The organism is Novosphingobium anseongense (assembly GCF_037482895.1).
GTDB lineage: Bacteria > Pseudomonadota > Alphaproteobacteria > Sphingomonadales > Sphingomonadaceae > Novosphingobium > Novosphingobium anseongense.
On the sequence record NZ_JBBHJZ010000001.1, the window covers coordinates 792,548 to 810,034 of the forward strand.

Consider the following 17,487-nt stretch of genomic DNA (forward strand, 5'->3'; position numbering starts at 1 on the left):
GCGTGTCTCAGAGGGAGGAACAGGGGATGGTTTCACGAGTCGTATGGGGCGGGCTTTTCGCCGCCGGAGCAACTGCGGTGGCTATCCCGCTGATCGCACAGCCGGGCCCGGCCAATGCACCCGTCGCGCGCTACGACATGCGCGCGGGAACCATCTCGGGCATGCCCGCCGGCATGGGCGGGGCGATGAGCATGATGTTCGGCGGCGGCCGTAGCAACAACGTCCAGCACGAACTCTACCTGCGCCTCGGTTCCTCCCAGGCTTCGGCGAAAGGCGCGCCCAAGGCCGACCACTTCCCGCCGCCGGCCGCCAAGCTCGGCAAGTCGGTGGCGCTGACCACGCCGCGCGAAGAGCGCGGCGAGGACGTCCTGCCGCAGAAGCCCAAGGGCCGCCTGCTGATCTATTGGGGCTGCGGAGAGCACGCGCCCAAAGGGCAGCCGATCGTCATCGATTTCGCGCGCCTGGCGTCCGGTCAGGTGCCGCCGGGACTGTGGACCTCGACGATTATCCGTGACTGGGGACCGAACCTGCAGAACAGCCGCACATTCGGGCGCTGGCCGTCCGAGGATGGCAAGTACGTCAAGCCCGACACGGCGCTGCCCGGACCGCATCGCGTGGCCAGCAACTATGCGCCCGAGATGAATTTCACCCTGACCAAGGACTTCATGGCGGCCTTGCGCGTCAACACGAGCTCGCTGCCGAGCGGCGCCTCGATGGTGCGCTGGACCGGCATTCCCGAGGCGACGGGCTATCTCGCCGGGCTGTTCGGCGGCAAGCAGACGGGCAATGGCGAGATGGGCGACATGGTCATGTGGACCAGCTCGGCCACACGCCAGTTCGGCGGTGGCTTGGCCGATTGGCTGTCGCCCTCGCAGGTCGCGGCCTTGGTGCGCGACCGCACGGTGCTGGCGCCGACCGCGACCTCGTGCACGGTCCCGGCCGAGGTCATTCGCGACGCCGGCGACTTCCGCGTCGGTACGCTCACGGGCTTCGGGCCCGAGGAGAACTTCTCCTATCCGCCGCGTCCGGCCACCGGTCCGTGGCGGCTCGAATGGACCGCGCGCATCCGCCATCGCTCTACCACGAGCTGGATGCAGATGCCGGGCATGCCTTCGGGCATGGGCGCTGCGGCCGAGGATGACGGGCGGGGTTCGGGTTCTGGCGGGCAGAACTGCCGCCGCCGTGGCGGCCTCGGTGGCATGCTGGGTGGGGCGCTCGGCGGGGGCGGTTGCTGACGCGCCATGCTCGCCATCGTCTGGCATAGCCGCACGGGCGCGGCCGAGGCGATGGCGCGTGCCGCCGGTGAAGGGGCAGGTGACTACGGCCTGCTGCTCGCCGCGGCCGAGGCAACGCCCGAGATCCTGATGGCGGCGCAGGGCTATCTCTTCGTAGCGCCAGAGAACCTGGGTAGTCTTTCGGGGGCGATGAAGGAGATGTTCGACCGGACGTACTACCCCATGCTCGGGCGGATCGAGGGCCGCGCCTATGCGACTGCCATTGCCGCGGGTTCGGCGGGACAGGGCGCCGAGGCGCAGATCGACCGGATCGTCACGGGTTGGCGTCTTCGCCGTGTTGCGGAATCGCTGATCGTTCGCCTCGAAGCCCAGACGCCCGAGGCGATCATGGCCCCGAAACGCGTGGCGCCGGAGGATATCGCGCGATGCCGGGAACTTGGCGCCGCGCTCGCAGAAGGCTTAAATCTGGGTCTGTTCTAGGTTATGCATCCAAGATGAGCCTATCCGCCGGTCGCGGGGACTCGACGCGAGCCGGCGAAAGGTGTCACAACCGTTATGGATTGATCGTGCGATGCGTGCGCGGCAGGCGGAGGGCAAGCGAAGCGATGCAGGGCAGGGCCGGCATTTCATTGCTTTTTGCAGCCGGATCTCGCCCCACGGTCGGGGATATCGAGACCCTGCTCGACGTGCAGGCTTCCGCTGGCCAGACGGCCCGCATCAGCCATCGGCCCGAAGACGAGCATGGCTGGCTGGAGCTGTTGGCCAGCGGTCTGACATTCGACCTTCGCGGTCTAGCCCCGGGTCGCGCGGCACCTTTGCCGGACGCAAGCCATGTCTATGGCCTGAGCGTAGATCAGAGTGCGACCGCATTGGAGGCCGTGGCTCTGCTGCCGGGGCCACATATAGCCGGGGGGGCAGCCTTGCTGCCCGTTGTCCGCACGCTGTTGCGCCTCGGCGCGAGCCTAGCGATGGAACTACCGGTGACGGCGGTGTGCTGGAATCCTGCCGGTGCCTGGATGGATCCCAAGTATTTCACCCGCATCATGTTCAGCTGGCTATCGGGCGGGCCGTTTCCCGCGCTCGGGCTCACGGCCTTGTTGCCGCACGCGGACGGAGGGGTTCGGAGCGCCGGTCTCGATTTCTTCATCGGACAGGAATTGCATCTGGGCCGGCGCGATAGCGAGGAAGGGACAGATACGCTCAAGATCGCCGGGCGGATCATCGACAGGCTCGTGGCGCACGGACCGCTGCAGAGGGCCGAGACCTTTGCGGGCGCCGACGGTGAACTCCTTCTGGCCGAGCCTTCGGCCGACGGGCGTCGCATAATGGTGACGAGGTCGGCGTGACCCCGCCGCAGTCGGCCCCGCGGCGCCGTCTGCCTTTCGAAGCGATCAACCGCTGCGGCAGCGCGGATTACGATCCCGGCCTGCAGCGGCATCACCTGCTGCCCCGCCAGCTTCTGTCGCAGCGTTGCTTCGGGCCGCTGTTCGAGGCGATCGGTCCGACCCGTGTCGGCTTCGACGACTTTCGCGCCAACGGCATGCTGCTGCCCGGCAGTGACGCCGCCGCTCTGCGTATGGCCATGCCGCTCCACCGCGGCCCGCATCGCCGCTACAGCGGCATGGTCATCGAACGGGTCGGAACGATCGAGGCCAGTTGGTCGCGCGAACGCTGCAAGCGCGGACTCGAGCCGGCAAACCTGCAGGCGCTGATGCGGCTCGGCCTGGTTCAGCGGGCCTTGCGGCGGCGACTCCTGCAGGGCGGACGCAAGGCCTTCTCCCTAAATCGCCGCGATCCGCTCGGCACCACTGGCGATTTCTCAGAACTCGACGCCATGGCCGAAATGCTATGGATATCGAGCTTTCAGCCGAGCCGAGCGGCAAGTGCTGCCTTGGCTTGCTGATATTCGCCTTCGAGCCGGTCGACGCGTGCGGCCACGCTCTCGACAACCTTGACTGCGCCGACGCCCTGGCCCGAGCCCCAGATGTCCTTCCAAGCTTTCGCGGCGGTGGTGCCGCCCGAACCGAAGTCCATCTTGGTCGGATCGCTCTCGGGCAGATCGTCGGGATTGAGCCCGGCTGCGACGATCGAGGCGCGCAGGTAGTTGCCATGCACGCCGGTGAAGAGGTTACTGTAGACGATGTCCGAGGCTTGGGCGTCGACGATCGCTTGCTTGTAGGGATCAGGCGCATTGGCCTCGGTCGTGGCGATCCAGGGACTGCCGATGTAGGCGAGGTCGGCGCCCATGGCCTGAGCGGCGAGGACCGAATTGCCGTGGGCGATCGCGCCCGACAGCACCAGAGGCCCGTCGAACCACTCGCGGATCTCCTGGACCAGCGCGAAGGGCGACTGCGCGCCGGCATGACCGCCGGCTCCGGCGGCGACAGCGATCAGACCGTCGGCGCCCTTTTCTATCGCCTTCCTGGCAAAGGCGTTGTCGATGACGTCGTGCAGGACGATGCCTCCCCAGCCATGGACCGCGGCGTTCACGTCCTCGCGCGCACCCAGCGAAGTGATGACGACCGGCACCTTCCACTTGGCGCAGATTGCCAGATCTTCCTCGAGCCGGTTGTTGGTCTTGTGGACGATCAGGTTCACCGCATAGGGCGCGTCGCCGATCGCATCGGTGATCTGCGCCAGCCATTCGTCGAGTTGTGCCGCCGGCCGCGCGTTGAGCGCGGGAAAGCTGCCGAGAATACCCGCCTGGCATTGCGCGATGACCAGTTCGGGGCTCGAGACGATGAACATCGGCGACGCGATGACGGGGAGGCGGAGCTTACCGAGCAGGGCGGGCAAAGGCATGACGGATCCGTTTTTAATCGATCGATTAAATTCGCCATAATCGCTGGATCACAGGCTGTCGAGAGGTGGTCGGTGCGGATTAATCAACAAGGGTGTTGCCTTCCGCGCCGCCTTGTCCGAAGGCGAGAATCATCGTGACTCTCGCTGCAGAGCGCGTCGTCGTATACATTCGGGAGAGACATTCATGGCCACGCTCGACACTTCGGATATCGACCAGTACCTCGGGAAACCGGTCGACTCTTCGTCGCTGCGCGAACCGATCGCGACCAACGACATTCGTCGCTGGGTCCATGCGATGCACTATCCCAACCTGCTGCACTATGACCCCGATTTCGCCGCTGCGAGCCGCTGGGGCAAGATCATCGCGCCGCAGTCGTTCTGCATCGCCACCGACGATGGCCACGGCGCTGCGCCGGCCTGCGTCGGAAACATCCCGAATTCCCACCTGCTATTCGGCGGCGACGAGCATTGGTTCACCGGCAAGCGCGTCGAGGCCGGCGACATCATCGCCAACGAGCGCATTCCCTTCGACTACGTCGTCAAGGAGACCAAGTTCGCCGGCCCGACCTGTTTCCAGCGCGGCGACAACAACTTCACCAACCAGAACGGCGAATTGATCCTCAAGCAGCGCTCGACCTCGATCCGCTACAACAAGGAAGCGGGCAGCGAGACGGTCAACACCGATGATTTCGAAGAGGTGACCTGGACCGACGCGGAAGAGGCCGAGCTGATCAAGCGCCGCTTCCAGTGGGTGCAGATGCTGCATGACCTCGGTCACAAGGAACGCTGGTGGGATGACGTCCAGGTCGGCGACCAGCTGCCCGAGCGCGTCTTCGGCCAGCACTCGATAGCCAGCTTCGCCACCGAATGGCGCGCCTATATCGTCAACAACTGGGGCACGATGAACCTGCGCAAGCAGGACCTCGCCGGCGTCGGCTTCGACGAGACCATGGGCATCTGGGAAAACGATCCCGACATGATGCGCCAGGATCCGTTCCAGACCGACGGCGCCTATTACGGCCCTTCGCGCGGGCACCTGTTCCCGGGCTGGGCGCGCCGCATCGGCATGCCGCGCGGCTATGGCTACGGCGCCTCGATGGGCGCCTGGGGCATCGACTATCTCGCGGGCTGGGCCGGCGAGCACGGTTGGGTCACCCATGCGATCTCGAACTATCGCGGCCCGGCGCTGACCGGCGACATCACGGTGCAGACTGCCGAAGTCATCGACAAGTCGGTCGACGAGGAGGGCCGTCACCTGGTCCACGTGAAGCACAAGATGGCCAACCAGAAGGGCGTCATCCTGGCGACCGGCTCGGCCGAGATCGCCCTGCCAAAGAAGGCGGGCTGAAACTGATCCCACGCATCTTCCTTGCGGAGGAAGCGGAGCAATCCAGGGCGGTCGTGCGGAGCGCTCTGGATTGCCGCGGGACCCGAAAATGACGTATCAAATCTGACTCACGAAGGAACCAAGCATGGCCACCGAAGCCCCGACGCTCGATTGCTCGGACATCGACCAGTATCTCGGCAAGGTGATCGAAAGCTCGCCGCTGCGCGAGCCTCTGGGCAACAACGACATCCGCCGTTGGGTCCAGGCCATGCACTATCCGAACCTGCTGCACTTCGACCCGGCCTATGCCGCCGAAAGCCAGTGGGGCAAGCTGATCGCGCCGCAGTCCTTCCCGATCGTCATGGACGACGGTCACGGCACGGCGCCGTCCTGCGTCGGCAAGATCCCCGAATCGCACTTGCTCTTCGCCGGTGACGAGTTCTGGCACTATGGCCCGCGTGTGTTCGGCGGCGACACGATTTCCAACGAGCGCATCCCGTTCGACTACACGGTCAAGAACACCGGATTCGGCCCGACCTGTTTTCAGCGCGGCGACAACTTCTACCGCAACCAGCACGGCGAACTGATCGCCAAGCAGCGCTCGACCGCGCTGCGCTATTCGGCCGCTGCGGGTGGCGCAACGGTCAACAAGGACGAGTTCGAGGAACCGACCTGGACCGACGAAGAACTGGATTCGCTCGAAGAGCGCAAGTTCGCCTGGATCCAGATGATGCACGAACTCGGCCACTCCGAGCGCTGGTGGGACGACGTGAACGTCGGCGACCAGCTTCCCGAGCGTGTGTTCGGCCCGCATACGATCGCCAGCCTGACCACCGAGTGGCGTGCCTACCTGTTCACCACCTGGGGCACGCTCGATCGTCGTGTGATCAATCTCGAGGACTTCGGGTTCACCAAGGAGATGGCTGGCCACGAGAACGATCCGATCATGGAGAGGATCAACCCCGAGCTGACCGACGGTGCCTATATCGGCGCCTCGCGTGGACACCTGTTCCCCAAATATGCGCGCAAGATCGGCATGCCGCGGGCCTATGGCTACGGCGCCTCGATGGGCGCCTGGGTGACCGACTACCTCGCGGGATGGGCCGGTGAACATGGCTGGGTGGTACACTCGACTGCCAACTATCGCGGTCCGGCGCTCTCGGGCGATATCACGATCCAGACCGCCGAGGTCGTCGACAAGACGGTCGACGAAGAAGGCCGCAACATCATCCAGGTCAAGCACCTGATGAAGAGCCAGAAGGGCACGACGATGTGCACCGGCGTCGCCGAGATCGTGCTGCCCAAGAAGGTTTGAGTTTCTTCCTCCCCGGTACGGGGAGGGAGACCGCGGCGAAGCGGGTGGTGGAGGGGGTTCTCGGCAAGCGTTGCGCCGAGAGGAGAACCCCTCCGTCAGCCGTGTGGGCTGCCACCTCCCCGTTACCGGGGAGGATTTACCGTATCAGATCGCGTTGGCAGCGCTGAGTACGGCGCGGACGCCGGCGGTGGCAACGTCCTCGTCGACGCCCACGCCCCAGATCGTCCGCCCGTCGGGCGTCACGCATTCGACATAGGCCGCGGCCTTGGCGTCGGAGCCGCCCGAGAGGGCATGTTCCGAATAGTCGCGGATCTCCAGGCCCAGGCCGAAGGCGTCCTGGAGCGTGGCGACGACCGACGAGAGCAGGCCGTTTCCGCGACCCGAGACCGACTGGACCTGGCCGTCGACCGCGATCTTGCCGGCGAAGACGCGGCTGCCATCGGGCGCCTTGGTCTCTTCGTAGTCCTGCAGCTCGAAGCGACCACCGTCCTGACGATAGGCCTTGCGGAACACGTCCCAGATATCGCCCGCCTGCAATTCGCGACCGAGTTGGTCGGCAAGCTCCTGGACGTGCTTCGAGAAGTGCGCCTGCATCCGCTTGGGCAGCTTGAGGCCCTGATCCTGCTCGAGCACCCAGGCAAAGCCGCCCTTGCCGCTCTGCGAGTTGACGCGGATCACCGCTTCGTAGCTGCGGCCGAGGTCGGCCGGGTCGATCGGCAGATAGGGTACGGCCCAGAGCTGGTCGTTGCGCGTTTCCTGCGCCGCGAAGCCCTTCTTGATCGCGTCCTGGTGGCTGCCCGAAAAGGCCGTGAACACCAGTTCGCCGCCATAGGGATGGCGTTCTGCAACCTTGAGCTGGTTGCAGTATTCGACCGTCGAGATGACCTCGTCGATGTCCGAGAAGTCGAGGCCGGGATCGACGCCCTGGGTGTAGAGGTTGAGGCCGACGGTCACCAGGCAGCAGTTGCCCGTGCGCTCGCCGTTGCCGAACAGGCAGCCTTCGACGCGGTCCGCGCCGGCCATCAGGCCCAGCTCGGCCGCGGCGACGCCGGTGCCGCGGTCGTTGTGGGTGTGCAGGCTGATCACCGCGGAGTCGCGGTTGGGCAGGTTACGGCAGAAATACTCGATCTGGTCGGCGTAGATGTTGGGCGTCGCCGCCTCGACCGTGGCCGGCAGGTTGAGGATGATCGGGTGCTCGGGCGTGGGCTTGAGCACGTCCATCACCGCTTCACAGCATTCGAGGCTGAAATCGAGCTCGGCGGTCGAGAAGGTCTCGGGGCTGTATTCGAAGTGCCATTTGGTTTGCGGGAAGCGCGCGGCCTGGTCGCGCAGAACCTTGGCGCCGTTGACCGCGATCTCCTTGATCTGCGGCATCTCCAGTCCGAACACGACCTGGCGCCACAGCGGCGAGACCGCGTTGTAGAGATGGACGATCGCGGCGTGGACGCCGGCCAGGCTCTCGAACGATGTCTTGATCAGGTCTTCGCGCGACTGGGTCAGCACCTGGACCAGAACGTCTTCGGGGATGCGATTGCTGTCGACCAGGCCGCGGATGAAGTCGAACTCGGTGGCGCCGGCCGCGGGGAAACCGACCTCGATCTCCTTGAGACCGACCTTCACGAGCAGGTCGAAGAAGCGGTTCTTCTTCTCGGCGCCCATCGGGTCGATCAGCGCCTGGTTGCCGTCGCGCAGGTCGGTCGAGAGCCAGCGGGGTGCCTGGGTGATCGTGCGGCTCGGCCACTGGCGGTCGGGCAGGTTGATGGGCTGGAAAGGGCGGTACTTGACCGAAGGGTCTTTGAGCATGGTCATGACGTGTCTCGCTTGGAAATCTGCGGCTTAAGGTCTGGTCAGGTCCCCTTGGGCGCCGCCAGCGCCGCAGATACGACGCATCAGCTCACGCCCAAGGGCGGATAAGTCGCAGGGGAAGGCCAAGCCGCTTCGTCATTGCCCCCTGCCTATGGCGATTGGGCCGGTCGATGTAAAGGGTCGACGGGCCTGCATGCGGAACCAATCGCCGGCACGGGCGTCTCTTCGCCAAAGGAGACACGTCATGGGCATTCTCATCATTCTTCTCGTCGGCGTCCTCGTGGGTTGGCTCGCCAGCGCGCTCGTCGGTGGCGGTGGCGGTCTGATCTTCGACATGGCCGCGGGCATCGTTGGCGCGCTGATCGCGGGCTGGCTGTTCGGCGGCGGCGCCTCGTTCCTCAGCGGCAACATCACCGTGACCTCGATCGCGCTCTCGGTCGTCGGCGCCGTAATTCTGCTGCTGATTGTCAGCCTGATCCGCCGCGCCAGCCTGCGCTGATCAGTGCGCCTCGATCGGAAGCGGGCCGGCGTCCTGTGCCCGCTTCCTCGGCGCGCGGATCATGAGGACGAGCGGAACCGAGAGCAGGGCGATGATCGTCAGCAGCCAGAAGTCGTTGACATAGGCTACCATGAGCGCCTGGCGTTCGATTTCGCCGTTTAGCGCCACGGCACCGGCGGTGGTTTCGGGGGATAGGTAGGGCGGCAATACGCCTTCCGCCATCTCGGGGCCGATATGTGCCGAAAGCGAGGCGTGCATCGTCTGGGCATTGGACACGGTCAGCGCCTGAAACACCGCGACGCTGATCGAGCCGCCGACGTTACGGATGAAGCTCGTCGCCGCAGCCGCGTCGGGGCGCAGATGCGGGGCGATCGTGAGGAAGCCCAGGGTCGATAGTGGCACGAACAGGATGCCCTGGCCGACACCCTGGAGCAGGGTCGCCCAGACGATCCGGCTGCCGTCCATCGACAGGTCGAACCGTGACATCTCGTAGAACGCAAAGACGAAAAAGGTCAGCCCGATCGCAATCAACACGCGGCGGTCGACGAGGTTGTCGAGCCGGCCCATGAACTGCAGGATAACCAGCATCAGGATGCCGCGCGGCGCGCTGAGCACCCCGGCGTGTACCGCCGAATAGCCGAGCACGCCCTGCATCATCAGCGGCAGCATGGCGAAGCTGGTGAAGGTCAATGTCGAGAAGAACATTCCGAACATGGCGCTGGTCTGGAAATTGCGATCGCGCAGCAGGTCACGCGGGAACAGCGGCGCGCGCGCGGTCAACGAATGGACCAGGAATATCCAGAAGGCGCAGACCGAGACGGCGGCTTCGATCCAGATCTCGCGCGAATCGAACCAGTCGAGCGTGGTGCCGCGATCGAGCATCAGTTGGAGCGCCGAGACACCGATGCCCAGCGAGGCGAAGCCCAGCACGTCGAATGGCCGCGGTGCCGGGGCCGAGGCGGGCAGGAAGAAATAGAGCAGCGAGATCGACAGGATACCGGCGGGCAGGTTGATGTAGAAGCACCAGCGCCACGACCACTCGTCGGTCAACCAGCCGCCGATCACCGGGCCGATCGCCGGCGCCACGACCGCGGCCATGGTGAACAGCGCGGTCGCGCGGCCGAGCCGCTGGGGCGGGTTGATGTTGATCAACACCGACTGCGCCACAGGCATCAGCGGTGCCGCAACCACGCCCTGCAGCGCGCGAAACAGCACGAGCTCGGGCAGGTTCATCGCCATGCCGCACATCACCGAGGTCACGGTGAAGCCGAACACGCAGAACAGCAGCATCGGCTTGAGCCCGAAGCGCGCCGCCAGCCAGCCGCTGATCGGGATCGTCACCGCCTGGGCGATGAAATAGGAGGTGATGACCCAGGTGATCTGTTCGGGCGAGGCCGAGATCGAGCCCTGGATATGCGGGAGCGCGATATTGGCGACCGTCGTGTCCATCGCGCTCATGAAGGCCGACAGGATGAGGCCGAGCGTGATCAGGGTTCGGTTCATGCTCGCGCTCACGACGCCGAGCTTTAGCGGAGGGAGGCGCCGCCGCAAGTTCCCTTGCGGCGAAACATCTGAACACTTGCACAGCGTTCCGGCATGGGCAAAGTGCGCGCAGAGAAACGGGAGAGATTTCCATGACGGACCAGACCATGCGCGCCGATTGGTCGCGCCCTTATCGTGTCGTGCAGTGGGCGACGGGCAATGTCGGCAGCCGCGCGATGCAGCGCGTGATCGAGCATCCGGACATGGAGCTCGTCGGTGTCTGGGTGAGCAATCCCGACAAGGTCGGCCAGGATGCCGGCACGCTCTGCGGCATAGATCCAATCGGCGTGAAGGCGACCAATTCGCTCGAGGAGGTGATCGCGCTCAAGCCCGACTGCGTACTCTACATGCCGCACGTCAATCGCGTCGAAGAGGTCTGCCGCATCCTCGCTGCGGGGATCAACATCGTCTCGACGCGTATGGAATATCAGAACCCGGCGGGGCTGGCCGAAGCCGACCGCACGGCGATCGAACAGGCCTGCCAGACGGGCGGTACCTCGATCCACGCCACGGGTTCGAGCCCGGGCTTCATCACCGAGGCCGTACCGATCGTCCTGACCTCGATCGCGCGGCGCGTCGACAAGCTGACGATCACCGAATTCGCCGATACCTCGTCGCGCAATTCGCCCGAGATGCTGTTCGGCCCGATGATGGGCTTCGGCATGGCGCCGGGCGGGGTCAACGAAGGGATGCTTCACCACATGAAGCATTCGTTCAGCCCCTCGCTGAACCTCATCGCCGAGGCCTGGGGCAAGCCGTTCGATGACATCCAGACGCGCCAGGCGCAGGGCATCGCGCGCAAGGACGTTGTGATCCCCGCCGGCACGGCCAAGGCCGGCACCGTTGCCGCGACCAAGACCGTCGTCTCGTGCCTGCACCAGGGCAAGCCGCTGATCGAGTTCCAGGCGATCTGGTACATCTCGTCCGACGTCGACACGACCGACGGCGAGGAGTGGAACTTCCGCAAGTCGGGCTGGCACGTGCTGGTCGAGGGTGACACGCCGCTCGACATCACGATCGGTTATCCGGTGTCGGACGAGGACTATCCGAACTTCACCCCGAACCTCACCGCGCACCGCCCGGTCAACTGCATCCCCTACGTCTGCGCGGCGAAGCCCGGCTTCGTCACCACGCTCGACCTGCCGCAGGTCGTGGCCAAGCTGGCCTGATCCTTCGTCGTCCCGGGTCAAGCCCGGGACGACGCAAAGGCTTGATCGCCGCCAGCGGGCGGGCATGATCGGGGGCATGACCCAGATCCGCCCGTTCACGCTCGCGATCCCGCAGGATCAGCTCGACGATCTCCACCGCCGGCTCGACAACACCCGCTGGCCCGAAGCGGAGACCGTCGACGACTGGTCGCAGGGCACGCCGCTCGCGGTTTTGCAGGACCTCACGGCCTACTGGCGCGAGCACTACGACTGGCGCGCCTGCGAGGCACGGCTGAATGGCCTCGGCCAATTCGTCACCGAGATCGACGGGCTCGACATTCACTTCCTCCACGTCCGTTCGCCCGAGCCCGCGGCGACACCGCTGATCATGACCCATGGTTGGCCCGGCTCGGTGATCGAGTTCCAGCGTGTCATCGGACCGCTGACCGATCCCGTCCTCCACGGCGGCAAGGCCGAGGACGCGTTCCACCTCGTCCTGCCCTCGCTGCCCGGCTACGGCTTCTCGTCGCGCCCGACGCGAACGGGCTGGGGGATCGAGAAGATCGCCGAAGCCTGGGCCGAACTGATGCGTCGGCTCGGCTACACCCGCTGGGTCGCGCAGGGTGGTGATTGGGGCGCCTTCGTCACCAACAAGATCGGCGAACTCGCGCCAGAGGGCTGCGTCGGCATTCACGTCAACATGCCGATCGCGCGGCGGACCAAGGCGGCGAAGGAGAACCCGACCGAGGAGGACCGGCGCACGCTCGAGCGGATGGCCTTCTACAACGAATGGGACATGGCCTATGCCAAGCAGCAGGCCACGCGGCCGCAGTCGCTGGGCTACGGTCTGGTCGATTCGCCGATCGGGCTCGCGGGCTGGATCTACGAGAAGTTGCAGGTCTGGTCGGACAATTCCGGCCACGCCTGGGACGTGCTCGGCCGCGATGCCGTGCTCGACAACGTGATGCTCTACTGGCTGACCGGCACCGGCGCCTCGGCCGCGCGGCTCTATTGGGAGAGCTTCGGCGGCGGTAACGACGGCCGCATCACGCTGCCCGCCGGGGCCAGCGCCTTTCCCAGGGACATCATGCCCGTGCCGCGCTCGTGGATGGAACAGCGCTACGAGAACATGGTCTACTGGAACGAACTCGACCGCGGCGGGCATTTCGCCGCCTGGGAACAGCCAGAGCTGTTCGTTGGCGAACTGCGCAAGTGCTTCGCGCTGATGCGGCCCTAGCTACAGTAGACCCGCTTGATCCGGCCGTCCTCGCCGATCTCGACATTGAGGCGGTCGGGACGGAAGTCCTGCGTCACCGCATCGCCGGGCCGGATCGTGCGGATGCGGTCGTGGCCGACGGTCAGACGGATACGCGCGGCGGTGTCGTCGGTGGGCAGCAGGTTCAGATATTCGACGAGCTTGCCCGCGCCGCAGGCGTCGGCCACCGGCTCGACCTGGGGCGGGCGTTCGGCGCCGGGCTTTGGCTCGGGGCTGCCCGATGGCGGCGCCGGCTGCGAGCTCGGTGGCACCGCCGGCGCCAGGGTGGGCGCAGGCGCCGGAGCGGGAGCTTCGGGCTTGGTCGGCGCCCGATCCCCGGTCTGGGTGCAGCCCGACAAGGCCAGCATGGCGATGCCGGCCACGGCAGAGAGAGGGATCGGACGCATCATCGCACCTTATTTCTTGAATGCGGCGGCGATTTCGAGGTCGACCTCGTCCGAGACCATCGGCACGGCCAGGCCGAGCCCGAAGTCGCTGCGCTTGATCGTGGTCTTAGCTTCAAAGCCGACGTTCTCAGCGCCGCCCATGTTGGCGGGGGACTTGCCCGCACCGTAGAAATTGGCGTCGAGCGTAACGGGCTTGGTCACGCCGTTGAGCGTGAGATTGCCCGTGATCTTGGCCGTGCCGGCCGCCGCATTGGCGACGACCGCCGTCGAGACGAAATGCGCATCGGCGGGGCTGGGACCGAAGAAGTCGGGCTTGCCGCCCGCGGCTGCGGGGGCCTTGAGCAGGTGGCCGGTCAGGCCCGGGCTGGTCGTGGTGACCTTGGCCACGGGGATCGTCACGTCGACCTTGGCGGCGTTGGGGTTCTTGGGATCGAGCGTCAGGCTGCCGGTGATCTGGCCGAACAGGCCGAAGTAGGGCGTGATGCCAAGGTGATCGAGCTTCCAGCGCACGAGCGTGTGCTCGTTGTCGACGGTGTAGGTCCCGCCGGTAACGCGGCTCGCGTCACGCGCGCCGGGCTTGCCCGGAGCCTGCTGGGCGATGAGCGGCGCGCCGAGCGCGAGTACGGCGGCAGCGCCGATGAGGCCGAGGGTCTTGCGCGAAAGGGACATGCGACGGGTCTCCGTGTGGGGTACGCCGGATGCGCCCTCGGGCGGCGATCCTAGCTTGCCCACGCATAAAGGAAAGGGCCGGTCGCACGGACCAGCCCTTCCCATTTTCCATTCCCCGCAGAGTCCTGCGGGGAAGGCTATCCGATGGGGATCAGTTCTTGGTCTTGTCGACCAGAGCATTGGCTCCGATCCAGGGCATCATGGCGCGCAGCTTGGCGCCGGTTTCCTCGATCGGGTGGTGCTTGGCGGCGTAGCGCGCAGCCTTGAGCTCGGGCTGGCCGGCGCGGTTGTCGAGCACGAAGTTCTTCACGAAGCGACCCGACTGGATGTCGGCCAGGACGCGCTTCATTTCCTTCTTGGTCTCTTCGGTGATGATGCGCGGCCCCGTGGTGATGTCGCCGTATTCGGCGGTGTTCGAGATCGAGTAGCGCATGTTGGCGATGCCGCCTTCATACATCAGGTCGACGATCAGCTTGAGCTCGTGGAGACACTCGAAATAGGCCATCTCGGGGGCGTAGCCCGCCTCGACCAGCGTCTCGAAACCCGCCTGGACCAGCGCCGTGGCGCCGCCGCAGAGCACGGCCTGCTCGCCGAACAGATCGGTTTCGCATTCCTCGCGGAAGTTGGTCTCGATGATGCCCGAACGGCCGCCGCCGACGCCCGAAGCGTAGGCGAGGGAGATGTCGTGGGCGTTGCCCGTGGCATCCTGGGCGATGGCGATCAGGCAGGGCACGCCGCCGCCACGCTGGTATTCGCTGCGCACGGTGTGACCCGGGCCCTTGGGCGCGATCATGATCACGTCGATGTCGGGGCGCGCTTCGATCAGGCCGAAGTGGATGTTGAGGCCATGCGCGAAGGCCAGCGCCGCGCCGGGCTTGAGGTTCGCGTGGAGGTCATCGGCGTAGATCGCGGCCTGGTGCTCGTCGGGGGCGAGGATCATGAGGATGTCGGCCCACTTGGCCGCTTCCTGGTTCGACAGGACCTTGAAGCCGGCGCCTTCGGCCTTCTTCGCCGTGGCCGAACCTTCGCGCAGCGCGATGGCCACTTCCTTGACGCCCGAATCGCGCAGGTTCTGAGCATGGGCGTGGCCCTGGCTGCCGTAGCCGAGGATCGCGATCTTCTTGCCGGTGATCAGGTTCAGGTCGGCGTCGGCGTCGTAATAAACCTTCATGTCTCTATCCTTCGAAAAATCAAAATATGAGGGTGTGTAAATTCAGGCGGCTTCGGGACCGCGGATCATGCCGACCACGCCGGTGCGGCCGACCTCGACGATGCCGAGCTCGCGCATGATCGCGATGAAGCTGTCGATCTTGTCGGGCGTGCCGGTCAGTTCGAAGACGAAGCTGCGCGTCGAGGTGTCGACCACCTTGGCGCGGAACACTTCGGCGACGCGCAAAGCCTCGACGCGGATGTCGCCGGTCCCGGCCACCTTGATCAGCGCCAGCTCGCGCTCGACGTAAGGACCGACCTCGGTCAGGTCGACGACCTTGTGCACGGGCACCAGGCGTTCGAGCTGCGCGTGGATCTGATCGATCTGCGCGGGCGGGCCGTGCGTGACGATCGTGATCCGGCTGACGTTGTGGTTCTCGGTGATGTCCGCCACGGTCAGGCTGTCGATGTTGTAGCCGCGCGCGGTGAACAGGCCGGCGATCTTCGCCAGGATGCCCGCCTCATTGTCGACGGTGATGGTGAGGACGTGGCGCTCCGACGCCTCTTCTTTGATCTTCATCACACCAGAGCCTTCGCTTCGTCGTCCATCGTGCCGGCGACCACGTCGCCGTCGAGAATCATGTCGGTATGGGCCGCGCCCGAGGGGATCATCGGGAAGCACTTGGCCGGCTTATCGACCAGACAGTCGACGATCACCGGCCCGGGATGCGCGATCATCGCGCGGATGCCGTCGTCGAGCTGGCTCTCGTTCTCGATGCGGATGCCCTTCCAGCCATAGGCCTCGGCGAGCTTCACGAAGTCGGGCAGGCTGTCCGAGTACGACTGCGAGAAGCGGCTCTCGTAGGTCAGCTCCTGCCACTGGCGGACCATGCCCATCCACTCGTTGTTGAGGATGAAAACCTTGACCGGCAGGCGATACTGCGTGGCCGTGCCGAGCTCCTGGATGTTCATCTGGATCGAGGCGTCGCCGGCGATGTCGATGACCAGGTCGTCGGGATTGCCGAGCTGCGCGCCGATCGCGGCCGGCAGGCCGTAGCCCATCGTGCCGAGGCCGCCCGAGGTGAGCCAGCGGTTGGGATCGTAGAAGTGGAAGTACTGCGCCGCCCACATCTGGTGCTGGCCGACTTCGGTAGAGATGATCGGATTGCGGTCCTTGGTCAGCTCGAACAGCCGCTGGATCGCGAACTGCGGCATGATCGCGCTGTCCGACTTGCGGTAGGCGAGGCTGTCCTTGGCCTTCCATCCGTCGATCCGGCGCTTCCACTCGGTCAGGTCCTGCGGCTTGCGGCTGCCCCATTCGGCGATGAGCTGGCGCAGGACCGTGGCACAATCGCCGACGATCGGCAGGTCGACGGGCACGGTCTTGTTGATCGACGAACGGTCGATGTCGATGTGGATCTTGGTCGAGTTCGGCGCGAAGGCGTCGAGCCGGCCGGTAACACGATCGTCGAAGCGCGCGCCCACGCAGACGATCAGGTCCGCCTGGTTCATCGCCCAGTTGGCCTCATAGGTGCCGTGCATGCCGAGCATGCCGAGCCAGTCCTTGTTGTCCGCCGGGAAGGCGCCGAGGCCCATCAGGGTCGAAGTAACGGGCGCGCCGGTCAGCGCCTGCAGTTCGCGCAGCAGCCTGGTCGCCTCGGGACCCGAGTTGATCACACCGCCGCCCGTATAGAGCACGGGTGCCTTGGCCTGGGCGATCAGCTCGACCGCGCGGACGATTTCGGCCTGGCCGCCCTCGGTGGTCGGTGCATAGCGGTTGCGACGCTGGATCGCGCCGTCGTTCCACGCTGCCGAGGCCACCTGGACGTCCTTGGGAATGTCGATCAGCACGGGGCCGGGACGGCCGGTCGTGGCGATCTGGAAAGCCTCGTCGATCACCGCCGCGAGCTGCGAGGGGTCGCGCACCAGATAGTTGTGCTTGGTGCAGTGGCGCGAGATGCCGACGGTGTCGGCCTCCTGGAAGCCGTCCGAACCGATGATCGAGGTGGCGACCTGGCCGGTGATCACGACCAAGGGAATCGAATCCATGAAGGCGTCGGCAATGCCTGTGATGGCATTGGTCGCGCCGGGACCAGAGGTGACGAGCACGACGCCGGGCTTGCCGGTCGAGCGCGCGTAACCCTCCGCCGCGTGCGCGGCGCCGGCCTCGTGGCGGACGAGAATGTGGCGGAGCCGCTCGTCGCCGAAAAGGGCGTCATAGATCGGCAGAACCGCGCCGCCGGGATAGCCGAACACGAATTCGACGCCCTGCCGGACCAGGCTCTCGACCAGAATGCTTGCGCCGCTGCGCTCTTCGCTCACTGTTCCAACCT

The 17,487-nt window shown here is 65.8% G+C and carries 17 protein-coding genes; 9 read left to right on the plus strand and 8 right to left on the minus strand.

Going from position 1 to position 17,487, the window contains the following annotated elements; genetic code table 11:
* Positions 1-26 precede the first annotated feature (26 nt).
* The 4 genes from WG901_RS03815 to WG901_RS03830 all read left to right on the plus strand — a co-directional run bounded on the left by WG901_RS03815 (position 27) and on the right by WG901_RS03830 (position 3,138).
* Positions 27-1,235, plus strand: coding sequence for a hypothetical protein (locus WG901_RS03815; protein ID WP_339585676.1), 1,209 nt, complete (start codon positions 27-29; stop codon positions 1,233-1,235).
* 6 nt (positions 1,236-1,241) lie between these two features.
* Positions 1,242-1,715, plus strand: coding sequence for an NAD(P)H-dependent oxidoreductase (locus WG901_RS03820; protein ID WP_339585677.1), 474 nt, complete (start codon positions 1,242-1,244; stop codon positions 1,713-1,715).
* 125 nt (positions 1,716-1,840) lie between these two features.
* Positions 1,841-2,581 carry a hypothetical protein gene (locus tag WG901_RS03825; protein WP_339585678.1) on the plus strand — a complete coding sequence of 247 codons (741 nt, stop codon included), beginning with the start codon at positions 1,841-1,843 and terminating at the stop codon, positions 2,579-2,581.
* Positions 2,578-3,138 carry an AHH domain-containing protein gene (locus WG901_RS03830; RefSeq protein WP_339585679.1) on the plus strand — a complete coding sequence of 187 codons (561 nt, stop codon included), beginning with the start codon at positions 2,578-2,580 and terminating at the stop codon, positions 3,136-3,138. Before WG901_RS03825 ends, WG901_RS03830 begins: the two co-directional genes overlap by 4 nt.
* On the opposite strand, the gene WG901_RS03835 is transcribed toward WG901_RS03830, so the two are convergent.
* Positions 3,099-4,037, minus strand: coding sequence for an NAD(P)H-dependent flavin oxidoreductase (locus WG901_RS03835; RefSeq protein WP_339585680.1), 939 nt, complete (start codon positions 4,035-4,037; stop codon positions 3,099-3,101). The two genes, WG901_RS03830 and WG901_RS03835, sit on opposite strands and share 40 nt — an antisense overlap.
* 184 nt (positions 4,038-4,221) lie before the next feature.
* On the opposite strand from WG901_RS03835, the gene WG901_RS03840 reads away from it, so the two are divergent.
* Positions 4,222-5,385, plus strand: a complete 1,164-nt coding sequence (locus tag WG901_RS03840; RefSeq protein ID WP_339585681.1) for an FAS1-like dehydratase domain-containing protein — start codon at positions 4,222-4,224, stop codon at positions 5,383-5,385.
* A gap of 124 nt (positions 5,386-5,509) precedes the next feature.
* Positions 5,510-6,679 carry an FAS1-like dehydratase domain-containing protein gene (locus WG901_RS03845; protein ID WP_339585682.1) on the plus strand — a complete coding sequence of 390 codons (1,170 nt, stop codon included), beginning with the start codon at positions 5,510-5,512 and terminating at the stop codon, positions 6,677-6,679.
* A 144-nt stretch (positions 6,680-6,823) separates the two neighbouring features.
* Here the strand turns inward: WG901_RS03845 and leuA are convergent, their stop codons facing one another.
* Positions 6,824-8,488: a 2-isopropylmalate synthase gene (leuA, locus tag WG901_RS03850; RefSeq protein ID WP_339585683.1), complete on the minus strand. Its 1,665-nt coding sequence runs from the start codon at positions 8,486-8,488 to the stop codon at positions 6,824-6,826.
* A gap of 241 nt (positions 8,489-8,729) precedes the next feature.
* On the opposite strand from leuA, the gene WG901_RS03855 reads away from it, so the two are divergent.
* Positions 8,730-8,984 carry a GlsB/YeaQ/YmgE family stress response membrane protein gene (locus tag WG901_RS03855; protein ID WP_339585684.1) on the plus strand — a complete coding sequence of 85 codons (255 nt, stop codon included), beginning with the start codon at positions 8,730-8,732 and terminating at the stop codon, positions 8,982-8,984.
* On the opposite strand, the gene WG901_RS03860 is transcribed toward WG901_RS03855, so the two are convergent.
* On the minus strand, positions 8,985-10,487 hold the full coding sequence (locus WG901_RS03860) for a DHA2 family efflux MFS transporter permease subunit (RefSeq protein WP_339585685.1): 1,503 nt from the start codon (positions 10,485-10,487) through the stop codon (positions 8,985-8,987).
* Between the two features lie 131 nt (positions 10,488-10,618).
* Here WG901_RS03860 and WG901_RS03865 point away from each other — a divergent pair, with 131 nt between their 5' ends.
* Both WG901_RS03865 and WG901_RS03870 read left to right on the plus strand, forming a co-directional pair.
* Entirely contained in the window at positions 10,619-11,695 is a 1,077-nt protein-coding gene (locus WG901_RS03865) for an NAD(P)H-dependent amine dehydrogenase family protein (RefSeq protein ID WP_339585686.1), read from the plus strand.
* 76 nt (positions 11,696-11,771) lie between these two features.
* Positions 11,772-12,911: an epoxide hydrolase family protein gene (locus tag WG901_RS03870; protein ID WP_339585687.1), complete on the plus strand. Its 1,140-nt coding sequence runs from the start codon at positions 11,772-11,774 to the stop codon at positions 12,909-12,911.
* Here WG901_RS03870 and WG901_RS03875 read toward each other — a convergent pair.
* The 5 genes from WG901_RS03875 to ilvB form a co-directional block, all read right to left on the minus strand.
* On the minus strand, positions 12,908-13,339 hold the full coding sequence (locus tag WG901_RS03875) for an I78 family peptidase inhibitor (protein ID WP_339585688.1): 432 nt from the start codon (positions 13,337-13,339) through the stop codon (positions 12,908-12,910). The two genes, WG901_RS03870 and WG901_RS03875, sit on opposite strands and share 4 nt — an antisense overlap.
* Positions 13,340-13,345: 6 nt before the next feature.
* Positions 13,346-14,005, minus strand: a complete 660-nt coding sequence (locus WG901_RS03880) for a YceI family protein (protein WP_339585689.1) — start codon at positions 14,003-14,005, stop codon at positions 13,346-13,348.
* Positions 14,006-14,156: 151 nt separating this feature from the next.
* A complete protein-coding gene (gene ilvC, locus WG901_RS03885; protein WP_339585690.1) occupies positions 14,157-15,176 on the minus strand; it encodes a ketol-acid reductoisomerase in 1,020 nt (339 codons plus the stop codon).
* Between the two features lie 42 nt (positions 15,177-15,218).
* The gene (gene ilvN, locus WG901_RS03890) at positions 15,219-15,734 is read right to left on the minus strand and encodes an acetolactate synthase small subunit (RefSeq protein ID WP_339585691.1); all 516 of its coding nucleotides are present in this window, start codon (positions 15,732-15,734) and stop codon (positions 15,219-15,221) included.
* Positions 15,734-17,476, minus strand: coding sequence for a biosynthetic-type acetolactate synthase large subunit (gene ilvB, locus WG901_RS03895; RefSeq protein ID WP_339585692.1), 1,743 nt, complete (start codon positions 17,474-17,476; stop codon positions 15,734-15,736). Before ilvB ends, ilvN begins: the two co-directional genes overlap by 1 nt.
* Between the last annotated feature and the right edge of the window lie 11 nt (positions 17,477-17,487).